16 protein-coding genes, 1 tRNA gene and 1 pseudogene are annotated in these 14,698 nt (G+C 47.9%); 9 read left to right on the top strand and 9 right to left on the bottom strand.

Annotated elements, in window-relative coordinates; translation table 11 throughout:
* Positions 1 to 259 precede the first annotated feature (259 nt).
* The gene (coaD, locus tag B2118_RS05175) at positions 260 to 742 is read right to left on the bottom strand and encodes a pantetheine-phosphate adenylyltransferase (RefSeq protein WP_428053820.1); all 483 of its coding nucleotides are present in this window, start codon (positions 740 to 742) and stop codon (positions 260 to 262) included.
* A 53-nt stretch (positions 743 to 795) separates the two neighbouring features.
* On the opposite strand from coaD, the gene B2118_RS05180 reads away from it, so the two are divergent.
* Positions 796 to 1,917: a deoxyguanosinetriphosphate triphosphohydrolase family protein gene (locus tag B2118_RS05180; RefSeq protein WP_428053822.1), complete on the top strand. Its 1,122-nt coding sequence runs from the start codon at positions 796 to 798 to the stop codon at positions 1,915 to 1,917.
* Positions 1,918 to 2,031: 114 nt separating this feature from the next.
* Here B2118_RS05180 and B2118_RS05185 read toward each other — a convergent pair whose 3' ends face one another.
* The 3 genes from B2118_RS05185 to B2118_RS05195 form a co-directional block, all read right to left on the bottom strand.
* Positions 2,032 to 2,718: a hypothetical protein gene (locus B2118_RS05185; RefSeq protein WP_428053824.1), complete on the bottom strand. Its 687-nt coding sequence runs from the start codon at positions 2,716 to 2,718 to the stop codon at positions 2,032 to 2,034.
* 366 nt (positions 2,719 to 3,084) lie between these two features.
* Positions 3,085 to 3,158: transfer RNA gene (locus B2118_RS05190), tRNA-Gly, on the bottom strand.
* A gap of 60 nt (positions 3,159 to 3,218) precedes the next feature.
* Positions 3,219 to 4,124 carry a hypothetical protein gene (locus tag B2118_RS05195; protein WP_428053826.1) on the bottom strand — a complete coding sequence of 302 codons (906 nt, stop codon included), beginning with the start codon at positions 4,122 to 4,124 and terminating at the stop codon, positions 3,219 to 3,221.
* A 48-nt stretch (positions 4,125 to 4,172) separates the two neighbouring features.
* Between B2118_RS05195 and B2118_RS05200 the strand changes: the two genes are divergently transcribed.
* Together B2118_RS05200 and B2118_RS05205 are read left to right on the top strand one after the other, a co-directional pair.
* Entirely contained in the window at positions 4,173 to 4,589 is a 417-nt protein-coding gene (locus B2118_RS05200; protein ID WP_428053828.1) for a secondary thiamine-phosphate synthase enzyme YjbQ, read from the top strand.
* A gap of 1 nt (position 4,590) precedes the next feature.
* A complete protein-coding gene (locus B2118_RS05205; RefSeq protein ID WP_428053830.1) occupies positions 4,591 to 4,977 on the top strand; it encodes an acyl-CoA thioesterase in 387 nt (128 codons plus the stop codon).
* A 78-nt stretch (positions 4,978 to 5,055) separates the two neighbouring features.
* Here B2118_RS05205 and B2118_RS05210 read toward each other — a convergent pair whose 3' ends face one another.
* The 3 genes from B2118_RS05210 to pheS are packed head-to-tail and all read right to left on the bottom strand — an operon-like array spanning position 5,056 to position 8,752.
* A complete protein-coding gene (locus B2118_RS05210) occupies positions 5,056 to 5,316 on the bottom strand; it encodes a hypothetical protein (RefSeq protein ID WP_428053832.1) in 261 nt (86 codons plus the stop codon).
* Between the two features lies 1 nt (position 5,317).
* Entirely contained in the window at positions 5,318 to 7,702 is a 2,385-nt protein-coding gene (gene pheT, locus B2118_RS05215; RefSeq protein ID WP_428053834.1) for a phenylalanine--tRNA ligase subunit beta, read from the bottom strand.
* Between the two features lie 9 nt (positions 7,703 to 7,711).
* A complete protein-coding gene (pheS, locus tag B2118_RS05220; protein ID WP_428053836.1) occupies positions 7,712 to 8,752 on the bottom strand; it encodes a phenylalanine--tRNA ligase subunit alpha in 1,041 nt (346 codons plus the stop codon).
* 332 nt (positions 8,753 to 9,084) lie between these two features.
* Between pheS and B2118_RS05225 the strand changes: the two genes are divergently transcribed.
* The 5 genes and pseudogenes from B2118_RS05225 to B2118_RS05245 all read left to right on the top strand — a co-directional run bounded on the left by B2118_RS05225 (position 9,085) and on the right by B2118_RS05245 (position 12,851).
* Positions 9,085 to 9,372 (top strand): hypothetical protein, encoded by a 288-nt coding sequence (locus B2118_RS05225; RefSeq protein ID WP_428053838.1) that lies wholly within the window; start codon positions 9,085 to 9,087, stop codon positions 9,370 to 9,372.
* A 4-nt stretch (positions 9,373 to 9,376) separates the two neighbouring features.
* Positions 9,377 to 10,624 carry a replication-associated recombination protein A gene (locus B2118_RS05230; RefSeq protein WP_428053840.1) on the top strand — a complete coding sequence of 416 codons (1,248 nt, stop codon included), beginning with the start codon at positions 9,377 to 9,379 and terminating at the stop codon, positions 10,622 to 10,624.
* Positions 10,625 to 11,767, top strand: a pseudogene (xseA, locus tag B2118_RS05235) (exodeoxyribonuclease VII large subunit); the annotation flags it as partial. It lies immediately after the preceding gene.
* A gap of 69 nt (positions 11,768 to 11,836) precedes the next feature.
* Complete coding sequence (gene xseB / locus B2118_RS05240) at positions 11,837 to 12,082, top strand: exodeoxyribonuclease VII small subunit (protein WP_428053842.1); 246 nt, start codon at positions 11,837 to 11,839, stop codon at positions 12,080 to 12,082.
* Positions 12,072 to 12,851 carry a TlyA family RNA methyltransferase gene (locus tag B2118_RS05245; protein ID WP_428053844.1) on the top strand — a complete coding sequence of 260 codons (780 nt, stop codon included), beginning with the start codon at positions 12,072 to 12,074 and terminating at the stop codon, positions 12,849 to 12,851. The genes xseB and B2118_RS05245 overlap by 11 nt, the downstream gene beginning before the upstream one ends.
* Before the next feature lie 231 nt (positions 12,852 to 13,082).
* On the opposite strand, the gene B2118_RS05250 is transcribed toward B2118_RS05245, so the two are convergent.
* Positions 13,083 to 13,346 (bottom strand): hypothetical protein, encoded by a 264-nt coding sequence (locus B2118_RS05250; protein WP_428053846.1) that lies wholly within the window; start codon positions 13,344 to 13,346, stop codon positions 13,083 to 13,085.
* Positions 13,347 to 13,672: 326 nt separating this feature from the next.
* Here B2118_RS05250 and B2118_RS05255 point away from each other — a divergent pair, with 326 nt between their 5' ends.
* Positions 13,673 to 13,963: a transposase gene (locus B2118_RS05255; protein WP_428053848.1), complete on the top strand. Its 291-nt coding sequence runs from the start codon at positions 13,673 to 13,675 to the stop codon at positions 13,961 to 13,963.
* 43 nt (positions 13,964 to 14,006) lie between these two features.
* On the opposite strand, the gene B2118_RS05260 is transcribed toward B2118_RS05255, so the two are convergent.
* Entirely contained in the window at positions 14,007 to 14,531 is a 525-nt protein-coding gene (locus tag B2118_RS05260) for a type IV pilin protein (protein ID WP_428053850.1), read from the bottom strand.
* Between the last annotated feature and the right edge of the window lie 167 nt (positions 14,532 to 14,698).

Genomic DNA, 14,698 nt, shown 5'->3' on the forward strand with positions numbered 1-14,698 from the left:
CTGCCACTTGGACAGGCATATTTCCGGGGGTACGGCTGGATGAATATGGGAAATTTTTAGGGAATTAGGGAAAGCGGACACGCCCCCCTTGTTTACTGCTAAAAATTGCAGGGGCGAGCACTGGCACGCAAGTTGTTGGTCTTTGGCGCAGTACATCAAAAACTCCTTTTATCCGTCTCCAACTATATTTTAGTAAACTTTGCCAACTTGCACAACGAAACAAAAGACCCACTTTTTATATAAGTCTTTTGTATTACGTCTATTTGTCAAACTTGCCTTTTAGGGCACTTGCCACACACGGCGGCACCAAGGCGGAAACCTTTCCACCGTAGCCTGCGGCTTCGCGCACCGCAGACGAACTTAAAAAAGCGTATTCGGGCCGCGCGGGCAAAAAGACTGTTTCGGCCCCGGGGCAAAACAACTTATTATAATAAGCGTTCGTCAGTTCGTGCTCCATATCCGCCGCACCGCGCACGCCACGCACCAAAATATGAAGATTGTTTTTTTTGAGATAATCCGCCAGCAGGCCATCGGCCTGTTCCACGCGGATGAGCGGTTCGTCCTGAAAGGTTTCCTTTAACAGGGCCACTCTTTCAGCCGCGCTAAAAAGCGGCTTTTTATTTCCGTTTGGGATAACCAGTACAACCAGCCCCCCAAACGCCCGCGCCGCCCGGCGCGCGATATCCGCGTGCCCAAGGGTAACGGGGTCAAAAGTGCCTGCATAAACGGCCGCAATAGTCATAAAGGGCTCCTTAACGCTTCTATATAGGTTCTATATTATGGTATCATAATTTTATGATAAAAAATCCGTTTAGCGATGAAATTTATTTACAGCGCACCCATCCGCACAAGCCGGACTTGCGCGATGAATACTTCCGCGACCAAACAAAAATTATCCACTCGCTGCCGTTTAGACGTTTAAAACACAAGACGCAGGTCTTCTTTGCACCGAACAACGACCACATTTGCACCCGCATTGAACACGTCTTGCACGTGGCCACCATTGCCGCCACCATTTGCCGCGGGCTTAATAAAAGTGGCAACTGGCAATTAAGCGAGGATATGGCCTACGCTATCGGCCTAGGGCACGACATAGGGCACGCCCCCTTCGGACACGAGGGCGAACGCGCTATTGACGCCTGCATTACGCCCAAACGCTTTTTACACGAAATTAACAGTTACCGCGTAGTGGAGCATTTGGCCAACTACGGGGAAGGGCTGAATTTAACCTTTGCCGTAAAGGACGGGATTATCTGCCATTGCGGCGAAGACTTTACCAACAACCAACTCCGCCCCGCCGCCGTACCGAACGATTTGGAAAAAATCACCGGGCGCGACCATATGCCTTCCACTTATGAGGGGTGTATTGTGCGCCTGTCCGACAAAATCGCCTATTTGGGGCGGGACATTGAGGACGCCGTAAAGGCAGACCTCATCACCACCAACGATATCCCCAAAGATGTACGCGAGGAAATCGGTACCTCCAACGGAGAAATTATCAACACCTTAACACTGGACTTAATTAACCACTCCAAGGACCAGGACTGTATCGGGTTTTCGGACGATAAATTCGGCCTTATTTCCCAGTTGCGCGAGTTTAACTATACCCGCATTTACCACAACGAGCAAATGCGCCAACGCAAGGAAACCATAGACAAATGTATCCGCGATTTGTTTGATTATTTCCGCACGATTTTCAAGCGCTACGGCTTTGACTACGGCGCCTACGACCAAGAGGGCAAAACCACCGCTAAAAACTTCGCCAAATATATGCGCTCTATGACAAATGTCTATAAAGAGGACCCCACGCAAATTGATACGATTATCGCCGACTATATCGCCGGGATGACTGATTCTTTTGCGTTAAGCGTAATGGAGGATGTTATTCTGCCCAACTCCATTAAGTTTTTCAGTTAAACCTTTGCCAAACGGATAGAAGAGCGCCCGGTTTTAGCCGGGCGTTTTTCATTGCATTATATAAAAAGGAACACCCCCGGTGGGGGAACCGGAGGTGCAGGGGATAAGAAATTTTTACAGGTAGGCAGCGTTTTCGTTAAAGAAAGCGACTACTTTATCCATACCCGGTACGGAAGCGTTATCGCGCGCCGCTTGGGCAATTGTACGGCCGCTGCCGTCCTTGCTCATTTCCACCACTTCGGCGGCTTCGGTCTGCGCCACATCGGCCACAATGCCACCGGCGGAAAGTTTGCTCTTAATGTTCATAATGCGCTTGTACAAATCGGTATAAGGGATTTCCGCAAAGAACATATCCGCACGTCCATAGTTAATTTGCGTTTGCACCGGGAGTTCCCCCGCTTCATTGCGCTGATTCATCAAAGAGTGCAAATGTTTTTGGTATTCGCGCGGATAGAAATAGCGGATACCATAGGCCAAGGCCAAAAAGGAATCTTTATTGCGGGCAATGTGGAAGACGTTATTGCCGTTTTTGCCCGTTTTAAGTAAGAACGCACCGTTCTTGGCAGATTTAATATAGGCGGCAATGGCTTTGGCATCCCCTTTTTGCGCCGCGGCGAAAACCGGCGTATTGCCAAAGTCGTCTTCTTTTTCCAAATCCACTACGGCTTGGCGTCTTTGCGCCGCCGCTTGTACGGCCGCTTGCAATTTTTCGTTTAACTGCGGGCGCTGTTGGGCCACGGGGGCCGCATTAACCAGTGAAACCATCAAACAAGCCGCTAAAATAAAAAGTATGTTTTTCATATATTATCCCCTTGTACATCCTTCTTATTTAAGTATCTATTTTTAAGTGAAAATTTACGAGGGCCTTTGGACCCATTTTTGGGGCTTTTTGGACCTATCTTTTTTATAGGCCCCATATTAAATGCTACGCGCACGCCTTGCAGCCCGCCACTTGTCCGTGCCCTTTTGATTTATTAGGCAACACGCTTTTTGTAATGATGCTAGCCAACGAAACGGCAACAACAGCTCCCGGATAAAAACCTTCCGGGATGACGGCAAAAAGCAATACAATAAAGCCGTACACAGCCCATTTTTTGGAAATATTAAGGGAAAAAACGAAGCAAGATATAAAAACTAAAAGCCCCGGAATAATCCGGGGCTTTTAAATGGAGCGGGCGAAGAGAATCGAACTCTCGTCTCAACCTTGGCAAGGTCGCGTTCTACCATTGAACCACGCCCGCGTAAATCTGTTTACCTTCAACACATAAATTATAACAATTTTTTTGCAATGTGTGCAACAATTATTTTTTCGTCGCCTTTTTTGAGGCGTTTCCCGTCGGAGAATTACCCCCCAGCAAAATATTTGCAATCGGTTTTAAATACGTGTTTTGCTGCACCGCTTTGCGGATATTGGGGTTGCGCTGCAATTCTTTTAAGTACGGGTTGGATGCAATAATACGCGCGGCCTCTTGCGGGCGGTCGCGGAAGTATTTAACCGCCTTGCTGATAAGCAAATAACTCATAAAGCGGCTGTTTGCCACCGCCAACACCATCGGTTCGCTGGCAAGCACCTGTTTGACGGTTTCGCTGTCAAAAAATTCCGCCATAGCATTTTGGTCCTTACTAAACGCCAAGAGCAGTTGCGGGTCCTCCAACAAAGGGGCCACATCCGGACGGGCTAAAAAGGCTTTGCACATTTTGTCGTTGGTCAGCAGATAGCGCATTAAATCCGGGTCCGAGATATTGGACGAAAAATTGGTGGTAAGCGCCCACGGGGCCGCGCCGATAATTTCGTAACTTTTAGGCGTAAACGCCTTAAAATTAAAGCGGCTGATAATCGGCAAGGTGGAACCCAAGTTGCTCACCGCCACGTTACGGTCCTGCCCTTCTTGCAGTTGCACATATGTTACGCCCGTATTGGGGTTAAATTCGGTATTTGATACGGCAAGTCCTTTCACTTGGTTGGGGTCCAAAGCCGCCGTTAAATTATCGGCCCGTTTTTGGGCGGACAAAATAATCACCAGCGTAATTAACACCAACGCCACCACACTTATACCCACACCCAACAAAAGCGTGTCCTGCGTGCGTTTTTCGGCCGTAACGGGCGCGTTGGATTGATGAGCCCCCCGCGGGTTTTGGGCCGCTTGTTTTTTTTGGTGATACTTGGCGGGATTGCGCAGTAAATCCATTAATTCTTCTTTCTTCATAACATACGGCCGTTCTGCCGGACCTCCATATCAAGTATAATTTATTATATGAAATCTTATACCCAATATCTAACGGTTTGTACGGAAAAACATTACGAAATCGTAAATATCACGCCGCAGGTGGAAGCGGCTTTGGCCGAAAGCGGCATTAAAGAAGGCTTATGCCTGGTAAACTCAATGCACATTACGTCCAGCGTGTTTATTAACGATAACGAGCGCGGTTTGCACGCAGATTTTTTGCGCTGGGCTGAAAAACTGGCCCCTTACGGAGTAGATAAATACCAGCATAACTTGACCGGGGAAGACAACGGCGACGCACACTTAAAGCGCACCTTGCTTGGCCGCGAAGTGGTTGTGGCGGTAACGGACGGACGGCTGGATTTCGGCCCGTGGGAAACTATTTTCTACGGGGAATTTGACGGACAAAGAAACAAACGGATTTTGATTAAAATTATTGGAGAGTAAAATGAAGAAGACTATTTTTTATCACGATACGGACTGCGGCAACGTGGTGTATTATGCCAACTATTTGAAATATTTTGAAGAGGCCCGCACCCTGTATATGGCGGAGAAGGGTTTTTCCGTACCCGCCCTTATTGAACGCGGCTTATACTTTGTGGTCGCCCGCCAGGAAGTGGAATACAAATATTCCGTGCGCTATGCGGACGTGATTGACGTTTCCACCAAAGTTTTGGAGGTTTCGGACATTAAAATTGTGTTTGAAAACCTGATTACCAACCAAAACGGCCGTTTGTGCACCAAGGGCAAAACCACGCTGGTTTGCGTAAACAAAAACGGGATGCCTACCCCGATGGGCGCGGACGTAAAGTCCGCAATGGCTCCCGCCGCATAAGTTTATTTTACTATCAGACAAAAAACGGAACGCCCTATATAGAGCGTTCCGTTTTTTAAATTCTGCCGCCAGTGCCAACTAAACGATTTTTTCCTCGTCCTCTTTGGCTTTGGCGATTTCTTTATCCAACCGGGCGGCCAAGCGTTTTAACACCGTTTGCGTATTTTTCTTCCACTCTTTGAGTTCGCGCAATTCGGCTTCCGTGCTTTTTAATTTTTCCAGGCCGTCCTCTAACGTGCGCACCCGCGCCTTCAAGGCGCCGTTCTCGCCCTGCAATTCCTTCTGCCGGGCGAGAACCTGCGACGTTAAAAGTTCCAGTTGTTTTAATTTTTCCTGCATATTACCGCAGTTCCGCGCCTACTTGTCCGCGCAACTGTTCCACAATGCGGTTAAACGCTTCGTCCGTTTCCTTATCCTTTAAGGTGCGTTCTTTATTGGAAAACGCCAAACTAAACGTTACGCTCTTTTTACCCGCGGGCAAATGTTCGCCTTGATACAAATCAATCAAGTGATAATTCATATCCACATCAAGCGGCGTTTTTTCAAGCGCGCTGACGATGTCCGCATAAGACACTTGTTCATCCACCACCACGGACAAATCGCGCAAGGACGGAGGAAATACAGCCACATCCTTGGCAGGTTTAAAATCCTGCGCGGAGAAAGCCTTTTCAATAAGTTTCGTAGCAAATTCAAAGCCCCACACTTCGGGCGTTTTAATGCCACAGGCCTTTAACGCCAGCGGGTGGAATTTGCCGAACACGCCAATTACTTTGCCGCCCAACATAATATCCATACAAATTTTGGGGTGCATATACACCGGGGCCTTTTTGGACGGAACCAAGGTTAAGCCTTCCACATCCGCCAGCACGGCTTGCATCAGGCCCTTTAACCAGTAAAAATCTACCGGTTTTTCCGCCCCGCCAAAGAATTTTTCCTGCTCCAAGGTGCCCGTCAATACGCCGGATACGGCATATCCTTCCACCGGGAAGCCTTTAATGGATTGGAACGTTTTGGTCGTTTCAAAAAGAGCCAAGTTGGTATTGCCAAAGCGGAAGTTGCTCTCCACATTTTTAAGTAAAGAGGGCAACAGCGTCGGGCGTAAATAATCCCACCCTTGGGCCAAGGCGTTTTTAATTTTAATGCAGAACTTGGGGTCAAAGCCAAAGGTTTTGAGTTCCTTTTCACCCAAGAAATCAATATTCTTGCACTCGCAGAAACCCGCGCCGATTAAAGCCTCGGCATATTTTTTGCCCAAATCAATGCCTTTGGGATTATCGGCAAATTGCAGGCTGGCCTTGGTTTCGCTGACGGGAATCATATCGTAACCCGCAAAGCGCGCGGCTTCTTCGGCCAGGTCCCACTTGTGGTTTAAATCACGACGGTGCGTAGGCGCCTTAAAGGTCCACTTGTCGCCGTCCGCGTGAAATTCCGCCGCCAAGCGGCCGAAAATTTCTTTTAGGCGTTCATCGCTAATCTGCGTACCCAAAATAGCGTTAATTTCCGCCGGGGTAAACGTAACCGTCGGGTTTTCGTATTTAACGGGGTAAACATCATTGATTTCGCTGGGGGTACCGCCACAAATCTGCACAAACAAATCACTCGCGCGGCGCATCGCCGTCATTGCGCCCTCAATATCCGTACCGCGTTCAAAGCGTTGGGAAGAATCGGACGAAATGGCAAACTTTTTGACCGTTTTATTAATGGTCGGCGGATTAAAATAAGCGGCTTCAATAAAAATGTCTTTGGTGTCTTCTTTAATGCCGCTGTCTAACCCGCCCATAATACCCGCCAAGGCCGTGGCCTTCTTGGTATCGGCAATCATCAGGCAGTTAGCGTTTAACGTCAGTTCACGCCCGCCCAAAACGGTAAATTTTTCCCCTTCTTCCGCGTTGCGGACGATAACCGTATCGCCCTCTACTTCGCGCAAATCAAACGCGTGGAGAGGGTTGCCCAGTTCAAACATTACGTAGTTGGTTACGTCCACCAAGGCATTTTTGGGGTTGAGGCCCATTGCGGCCAAGCGGGTTTTAAGCCACTCGGGGGATTCGGCATTTTTGACCCCGCGGATAATGCGCCCGATATAGCGCGGGCAGGCTTCGGCGTTTTTAATTTCTACGTTAAGAGCCTTCCCCTCGCCGGGCAAATCCTTAATGGCGGGCATTTTGACGGGCTTATTAAGCAAGGCCGCCAGTTCACGCGCCACACCCAAGTGGGAAAGCAAATCGGGGCGGTTAGAGGTAATTTCCAAATCAAACAAGGAGTCCGCCTTGCCATAAAGAGTGGAAACATCCGTACCCAGGTCCAAATTTTCATCCAACACCAAAATACCGTGCGCGCGGGTATGGGTTAAACCCAACTCGTCAGACGAGCAAATCATCCCCTCGGACGGCACTCCGCGCAAAACCACGGGATTCATAATCATTTTGCCCACGCGGGCACCCAAGAGAGCCAGCGGCACCTTTTGGCCAACGGCCACGTTCGGCGCGCCGCACACCACGCGCTGGGTTTTGCCACCGCCTAAATCCAAGGTTACCAAGTGCAAATGGTCGGAATTGGGGTGGTCTTCAATTTTGATGATTTGCGCCACGCGCACGCCCTCAAAATCCGCGCCTGTTTTTTCCACGGAGGCTACTTCTATACCGAGGTCGGTCAATTTTTTTACCAACTCCTCGGGAGTTAAATCAATATCAATAAAATCTTTGAGCCAAGAATACAAAATTTTCATAATCCGTCCTTAAAATTGTTTGAGTACGCGCAAGTCGTTTTCGTAAAACGTGCGGATATCTTTAATGTTGAGCATCATCATCGCCAAGCGTTCCACGCCCATACCAAAGGCGTACCCGCTAAACTGCTCGGGGTCAATGCCGCAATTTCTAAGCACATTGGGGTGCACAACACCCGCGCCCAACATTTCAATCCAGCCGCTGCCCTTGCATACGTTGCACCCTTTACCTTGGCAAAAGACGCATTTCACGTCCACTTCTACGCTGGGTTCCGTAAACGGAAAGAACGACGGGCGGAAGCGGATTTCGGCCTTGTTGCCAAAGAGCCCTTTCATAAAGGCGGTTAAGTCGCTTTTGAGGCTGGCCATACTGACGTTTTTATCCACATACAAGCCTTCAATTTGGTGGAATACGGGGCTGTGCGTAGCGTCCAAACTGTCGTTTCTAAATACGCGGCCCGGGGCCATAATGCGAAGCGGCGGTTTATGTTTTTCCATATAGCGGCTTTGCACGTTAGAGGTGTGCGTGCGCAGTACGAGCGGCATTTTGCCGTCCACAAAAAAGGTATCCTGTGCGTCGCGCGCCGGGTGGTGCAGAGGGATGTTAAGCAAATCAAAGTTATGCTTTTCGTCCTCCACCCACGGGCCTTCGGCCCACTCAAAACCCAAGCGGGAAAGAATCGTCGTCATACGGTCCTGCGCCACGGAAAGCGGGTGGCGGTGGCCTTTGGCCACAGGGTAGCCGGGGAGAGTCAAATCCAAGTTTACTTTATTTAATTCGTCGTTAATTTGTTTAGCGGCAAAAAATTCGGTTTTTTCGTCCAGCGCGGCGGAGAGGGCGGCCTTTAAGGCGTTGCCCAAGGGGCCGGCTTGTTTCTTTTCTTCAATGGAAAAATCTTTTAAACCTTTTAAAAGTTCCGTTAATGCGCCTTTGCGCCCGAGGGCCGCTACGCGCAGTTCTTCCACGGCGGCTAAATCGGCCGCTTGGGTGATTTTTGTTTTGTAGTCCTGCTCAATAGCGGAGCAGGCTTGTTGAAATTCGGTGATAGTCATATATCTTATTATAGTATTTTAGGTGGCTGTATAGGGAAAATAAAGCGGCATTTTAAAAAGGAGTTTCCCTCTTTCGCCATTTACATAAGGTATTATTTCCTTTTGTGCCGTTCCAGTTGCCCTTGCCTTGTTTATAAAAGGCGGTTTTGGCGGAGGAGCATTTTTATTTGTTTGAGCCGCAGGCGAGTTGTAAAAATGCCCGGCAAAACCTGCATTTTATAAGGCGTTGGGCAACGAGTCTTTTTGGTTCTTTTTCTGCTCCCAGAAAAAGAAGAAGAAAAACTTTGCTTCTTTTTGCAAAAAAAAGAAGGAAAAAAGTAAAATAACCTTATATGGCCAAAGAGATTGTTCAAGTAGAAATCAAGCGTATCCCGCTGGATATAGAAACCACCGAACTCGGCGCCGTGGAACTGACGGACCTAGCCGCAACGGTGGAAAAATATATGCAGAGTTTGGACGAAATAGATACGCTCAAACAAGCCCTTATGACCGCACTTCACTTTGCGGCCGTGGCGTATTTGCAACGCCAAAACGACGGCGGGAAACGCAAGGAAGAAGAATCCCGCGTGGACGATTTGATTGTAAAACTGCAATCCGCCCTGAACGCCAACCATAAATAAATTTATGCAAGAAGACGAAAATATTCCGCTGGCCGCGCGCCAAGCGCCAAAAACCTTAGAAGAATTTGCCGGGCAGCCACACTTGTTGGGCCCGGGCAAAATGTTGCGCCGCCTGTTGGAAGCGGATATGATTAAATCCGCCGTTTTCTTTGGCCCGCCCGGCTGTGGCAAAACGGCCACCGCGCGCTATATCGCTTCGCGCACGCAGGCCTATACGGTAGAACTAAACGCCGCCGCCGCGGGGGTGGCGGATATTAAAAAGGTTCTGGCGGAAGCCAAGGAGCGTGCCCGCACGCCCACCTTTGACCAAAAACGAACATTGGTCATTTTGGACGAAATTCATCACTTTAACAAAACCCAGCAGGATGTATTATTACCGTCCGTGGAGCGCGGGGACATTATTTTAATCGGCATTACGACCGAAAACCCATATTTTTATATTAATACCGCGTTGTTATCCCGTTTTTCCGTTTTTGAATTTAAGGCGTTGGGCGCAAAAGATTTGCTTAAAATTTTAACGCGCGCGGCCGAAAAGGAACACGCGAAAATCGCCCCAGACGCCGCCGACTATTTTATCACGCAAGCCAACGGCGACAGCCGCAAAATGCTAAACGCGGCTGAACTGGCGTTTGTAACCACGGAACCGGGCGAGGATAAAATAAAACATATTACCTTGGAAATTGCGCAAGAGTGCATCCAACGCCGCCACTTAAATTACGATAAAAAGGGCGACGAGCATTACGATATTATTTCCGCTTTTATTAAATCAATGCGCGGTTCAGACCCGGACGCCGCCGTTTATTGGCTGGCACGTATGCTGGAAAGCGGCGAGGACCCGCGCTTTATCGCGCGGCGCATTTTAATTTGCGCCAGCGAGGATGTGGGCCTTGCCGAGCCCGCCGCTCTGATGATTGCGCAGGCCGCGTTCCAAGCGGCGGAAGAGTTGGGTATGCCCGAAGTCCGCATCCCCTTGGCGCACGCGGCTATTTATGTAGCCTGTTGCCCCAAAAGCAACTCTGCATATCTGGCGGTGGACGCCGCCCTGCAAGAAGTACGCGAAGGCAAGTACCGCCCGGTGCCGGACAATTTGCGCTCCGGCGGCAAAAACCGCGGCTACAAATACGCGCACGATTATCCCAACCATTACGTTAAACAACTCTATATGCCCAGCCCGTTGAAATTTTTTAAACCCGGCGTATTGGGCAAAGAAGCCGCCCTCATTGAACGGCTCAAAAAAATCAAAGGAGAATAAATGGAACCCGAAGCCCCTTTCAGAGGACAGGTCTTCACCGTTACCGCCATTACGCTTGCCGTCAAGCAGACATTGGAGGGAGTCTTCCGCGATATCTTTGTAGAGGGAGAAATCAGCAACTTGCGCGAAGCCGCCAGCGGGCACATTTACTTTGATTTAAAGGACCGTGAAGCCCTGTTATCTGCTGTAATGTTCAAATGGGATGCGCGCAAATTCCCGGGCGAACTGCAAGAAGGGTTACAGGTCCGCGTGTGGGGCAGTTTATCCTGCTACGCCAAACAAGGGCGCTACCAAATTGTAGTAAAAACCGTGGAAGCCCTATCCAAGGGAAACCTGTATTTAGAATTTGAAAAACTAAAAAAGAAATTAGAGGCCGAGGGCCTTTTCGCCCCCGAACATAAAAAACCGATTCCCGCTTACCCCCAGCGTATCGGCGTGGTAACCTCGCCCACGGGGGCGGCGGTGCGGGATATTTTATCCGTGTTAAAGCGCCGCAGCCCGCATTTAGAAATTTTAATTGCCCCGGTGCTTGTGCAAGGGGACGAAGCCGCCCCGCAAATTGCCCAAGCCATTGCGGATTTAAACCGTTTTAAACCTGCGCTAGATGTGTTATTAGTTGGGCGCGGAGGCGGAAGCATAGAAGATTTGTGGGCGTTTAACGAAGAGGTTGTCGCGCGCGCTATTTTTAAAAGTAAAATTCCTGTTATTTCGTGCGTAGGGCACGAAGTAGATTTTACCATTGCCGATTTCGTAGCCGATTTACGCGCCCCCACTCCCTCCGCCGCGGCGGAACTGGTGGTCAAAAATTCCCAAAACACACAGGATTATATCAAGCAATTACAAAAACGCTTGTTGCAATCCGTTAGTTTGTTTTACGAGCGCGCCAAACGCCGCTATGACCTGTGTGTAAACAGCCGAGGGTTTCTCCACCCGGAAACCATTACGCAAAATAAAGAACAAGATTTGGACGAACTAAACGCCCGCTTGGAAAACGCCTGGAAGGAAAAACTGAATAATTTTTCGCACCGCTTTAAACTGGCCAAAGGCCAACTGTCGGCACTCGGCCCGCAAGCCGTGTTAAAACGCGGGTACAGCATTACGCGCAAGCGGGACGGTTCCGTCATCAGCCGGGTAAACCAAACCGCCCCGGGTGAAACCGTATATATTCAAGTACAGGACGGTATGATTCATACCACCGTTAAGTGAGGATTTATGACAAAATTTAATTTTGAAAAGCAACTCTCCCGCTTGGAGGAAATCGTCGCCAAGTTGGAGGAAGAACAAACCGATTTGGACGCGTCCGTCAAACTGTTTGAAGAGGGCGTAACCCTTTCCAAGGAACTTTCGCAAAAGTTGGAAACCGTCAAATTTAAGGTGGAAGAATTAAAAAAGAAGGGGGCCGAAATGATGACGGAACCCTTTGACACCGAATTGGCCGAGGACGAAAATGGCAAATAAAAAATTACGCCTGGATATGGCACTTGTAGAACAGGGCTTCTTCCAAAGCCGCAACCGCGCCCAAGCCTCCATTATGGCGGGCGAAGTGTTGGTAAACGGTGAAATTGACACCCGCGCCGACCGCACCATTTTGCCTGAGGACAAAATTTCCCTCAAAGAAAAATCCTGCCCGTATGTATCGCGCGGCGGCCTGAAACTGGCCGGAGCCTTAAAGCATTGGAACATTGATATTAAGAACAAAGTATGCGTGGATATCGGCGTGGCGACAGGCGGATTTAGCGACTGTATGATTCAGGCCGGGGCTAAAGAGGTCTATGGCGTGGATGTGGGCAAGGGGCAACTGGCTAATGAAATGCGCCGCTACAAGAACTTCCATTTTAAGCCCGAAACAAACGCCCGCTATATGACGGCGGATTTGTTTGACGAAGCCCCGCAATTTGCGGCGGTGGACGTGTCTTTCATTTCGCTTACAATGATTATGGAGCCGCTTTTTAAAGTAATGGCGCCGGAAAGTGAAATCGTATTTTTAATTAAACCACAATTTGAACTGACGCCCAAACAAGTGCCGCACGGCATTGTAAAAACCGAGGAAAACCGCCAATTAGCAATTAAACGCGTACAGGATTTTTTTAAGGAAAACTTACAGGAAAAATACGGCGGCGTTTGCGGCGAAGTAATAGAAAGCCCCATTAAAGGCACACACGGCAACACTGAATACCTGTGGCACGTTACCCTGCGGGCGGCAGATTTTCCGCGCTCTTTTGATTAACGGAGCAATCCTGTTCTTGCAATGGCGCGCACTAATATAAAAGCACCCCGGGCTTATTCTGTTTCAAAATCTCAGTTTCGCTTGATTTTGCCCGACACTAACAAACAGGAAGAAAACGCCGTTTTCTTGCGGCGGAATTTTCGTTCATCCCCGGGTTTACACCCGGGGTATTATGTAAGGTATGTAATAAAAAGTTCCTTTGCTACATAAATAGACTATAATCAAAGTGTATTATTTTTTTACATTTTCCCTGGCATAATCTTCTATATCACTATACCCCGCTTGTCTCGCCATCTTTATGCCCAATAAAAGTATCCCATAATAAACGATAGCTGCTCCAATAATGCCTACAATAGCGCCCAGCACCCCTCCAATAAGCCACTTTAAAAGAAAAGCCGTGCATACCGGTATTAGCCACACGATAAAATATCCTAAACCCTTTGTTAAAAGTATGGCAACTGCCCAGACAACCATAAATATGATGAATATAGTCATAATATCCGTCCTCTCTTTTACAAAATAACTGCGCCTACAATCTATTTTTTTATTATAACATATATGGGTCTACTCTCAGAAAACCGTCCCAAGCAGGAGCAGTTTTATTTAATCTATTGGTTGGAATTTCTTAACTCGTTATACAAGTCGTCTAAGAGCATTCGTTTGATAAAATTAAGTTTTTCTTCGTCTTTGAACAGGGTTTGGAAGAATTCGTTGTGGGTATAAAGGCCAAAAAGTGTTGCTATTTTTGTGTTAAAAAAGATGTTTTATCGTCGTAAGTTTGCCTAAAATACTAGCATAAGGATTGAACTGGTTCAATCCTTATGCATAAATCTTGTATAAAATGTGGCAGTAAACAAGTAAAAAAATACGGCAAAACCTCATCCGGCAGCCAACGTTATAAATGCCTATCTTGCGGTTCTTGTTATACCTGGCAAAAATCTCTTCTTAAACACAAACAAGCCCAAATCTGGTTCAAGTATTGGGTATTAGAAGGACTAAGTAAAAGACAAATCAGAAACATTAGTCCGCATAGTTATAGCACCATTAATCGCTTATGCCAGTATTGGCTTAAACAATTACCGCCCTCTATTCTGTATGACTTTTTTAGATAAAACACCCCAGGTTCATTACGCCCGGGGTGCTTTTTATATTTACTCAAAAGCCCATACTTTGGCACAGGCCTGTAATTCTGCTACTGCAAGAAGTTTTCCCGGGATTTTCCGACTGGTCCAGCCAAACCGTATAAGTGGCTTGCGTATGTGAGCCTAAAAAACCGGTATCTTTATCTTTCCCGTCATTTTCCAATCCATATGTATCATAAAAAACAAGGTTTTTATTTTCTCCGGCAAACATATCTACTATAAATTTATCACACCGAAGTAAGTATCGGCCTTCTCTTTCACTACAACCAGGATAAGTAATATCCAACTGGCTCCAAAACGCCGGGTAATCCCCATTTGCCATATAATATACTTCCATTGCGTCTTTTAACGATTTGCCCGCCGTAATCATTTGCGTATAACGCGCCTTGGCCACGGCCTTTTGATATTGTGGCAGGGCGACACTCGCCAAAATGCCGATGATAAGCACAACAACTAATAGTTCAATTAAAGTAAATCCACGGCTAACAACCCAAGTGGTAGATCCTGAACTAAATTCAGGATGACCTCCTTTTTTCATAACGATGTCATTCCCGAGTGTGGGGCGGCCCGCAGGGTTCGGGAATCTGTCGTTTTTCTTTTTTAATAACAACGGATCCCCGACTAAATTCCTCGGGGATGACAACAACAAACTATTCATAAATCCTTTCATTTTTCTCCTCGTTAAGGCCTTTATATTTGAGCAAA

Source organism: Candidatus Avelusimicrobium stercoris, from assembly GCF_002437085.1.
In the GTDB taxonomy this organism is placed as follows: Bacteria; Elusimicrobiota; Elusimicrobia; order Elusimicrobiales; family Elusimicrobiaceae; genus Avelusimicrobium; species Avelusimicrobium stercoris.

Bases quoted from the DNA above. Each gene is read 5' to 3' on its own strand.
- B2118_RS05185 (WP_428053824.1), bottom strand. From the start codon at position 2,718: ATGAAAAACATACTTTTTATTTTAGCGGCTTGTTTGATGGTTTCACTG.
- B2118_RS05230 (WP_428053840.1), top strand. From the start codon at position 9,377: ATGCAAGAAGACGAAAATATTCCGCTGGCCGCGCGCCAAGCGCCAAAA.
- B2118_RS05205 (WP_428053830.1), top strand. From the start codon at position 4,591: ATGAAGAAGACTATTTTTTATCACGATACGGACTGCGGCAACGTGGTG.
- B2118_RS05210 (WP_428053832.1), bottom strand. From the start codon at position 5,316: ATGCAGGAAAAATTAAAACAACTGGAACTTTTAACGTCGCAGGTTCTC.
- B2118_RS05225 (WP_428053838.1), top strand. From the start codon at position 9,085: ATGGCCAAAGAGATTGTTCAAGTAGAAATCAAGCGTATCCCGCTGGAT.
- pheS (WP_428053836.1), bottom strand. From the start codon at position 8,752: ATGACTATCACCGAATTTCAACAAGCCTGCTCCGCTATTGAGCAGGAC.
- pheT (WP_428053834.1), bottom strand. From the start codon at position 7,702: ATGAAAATTTTGTATTCTTGGCTCAAAGATTTTATTGATATTGATTTA.
- xseB (WP_428053842.1), top strand. From the start codon at position 11,837: ATGACAAAATTTAATTTTGAAAAGCAACTCTCCCGCTTGGAGGAAATC.
- B2118_RS05255 (WP_428053848.1), top strand. From the start codon at position 13,673: ATGCATAAATCTTGTATAAAATGTGGCAGTAAACAAGTAAAAAAATAC.
- coaD (WP_428053820.1), bottom strand. From the start codon at position 742: ATGACTATTGCGGCCGTTTATGCAGGCACTTTTGACCCCGTTACCCTT.
- B2118_RS05250 (WP_428053846.1), bottom strand. From the start codon at position 13,346: ATGACTATATTCATCATATTTATGGTTGTCTGGGCAGTTGCCATACTT.
- B2118_RS05260 (WP_428053850.1), bottom strand. From the start codon at position 14,531: ATGAAAAAAGGAGGTCATCCTGAATTTAGTTCAGGATCTACCACTTGG.
- B2118_RS05195 (WP_428053826.1), bottom strand. From the start codon at position 4,124: ATGAAGAAAGAAGAATTAATGGATTTACTGCGCAATCCCGCCAAGTAT.
- B2118_RS05245 (WP_428053844.1), top strand. From the start codon at position 12,072: ATGGCAAATAAAAAATTACGCCTGGATATGGCACTTGTAGAACAGGGC.
- B2118_RS05200 (WP_428053828.1), top strand. From the start codon at position 4,173: ATGAAATCTTATACCCAATATCTAACGGTTTGTACGGAAAAACATTAC.
- B2118_RS05180 (WP_428053822.1), top strand. From the start codon at position 796: ATGATAAAAAATCCGTTTAGCGATGAAATTTATTTACAGCGCACCCAT.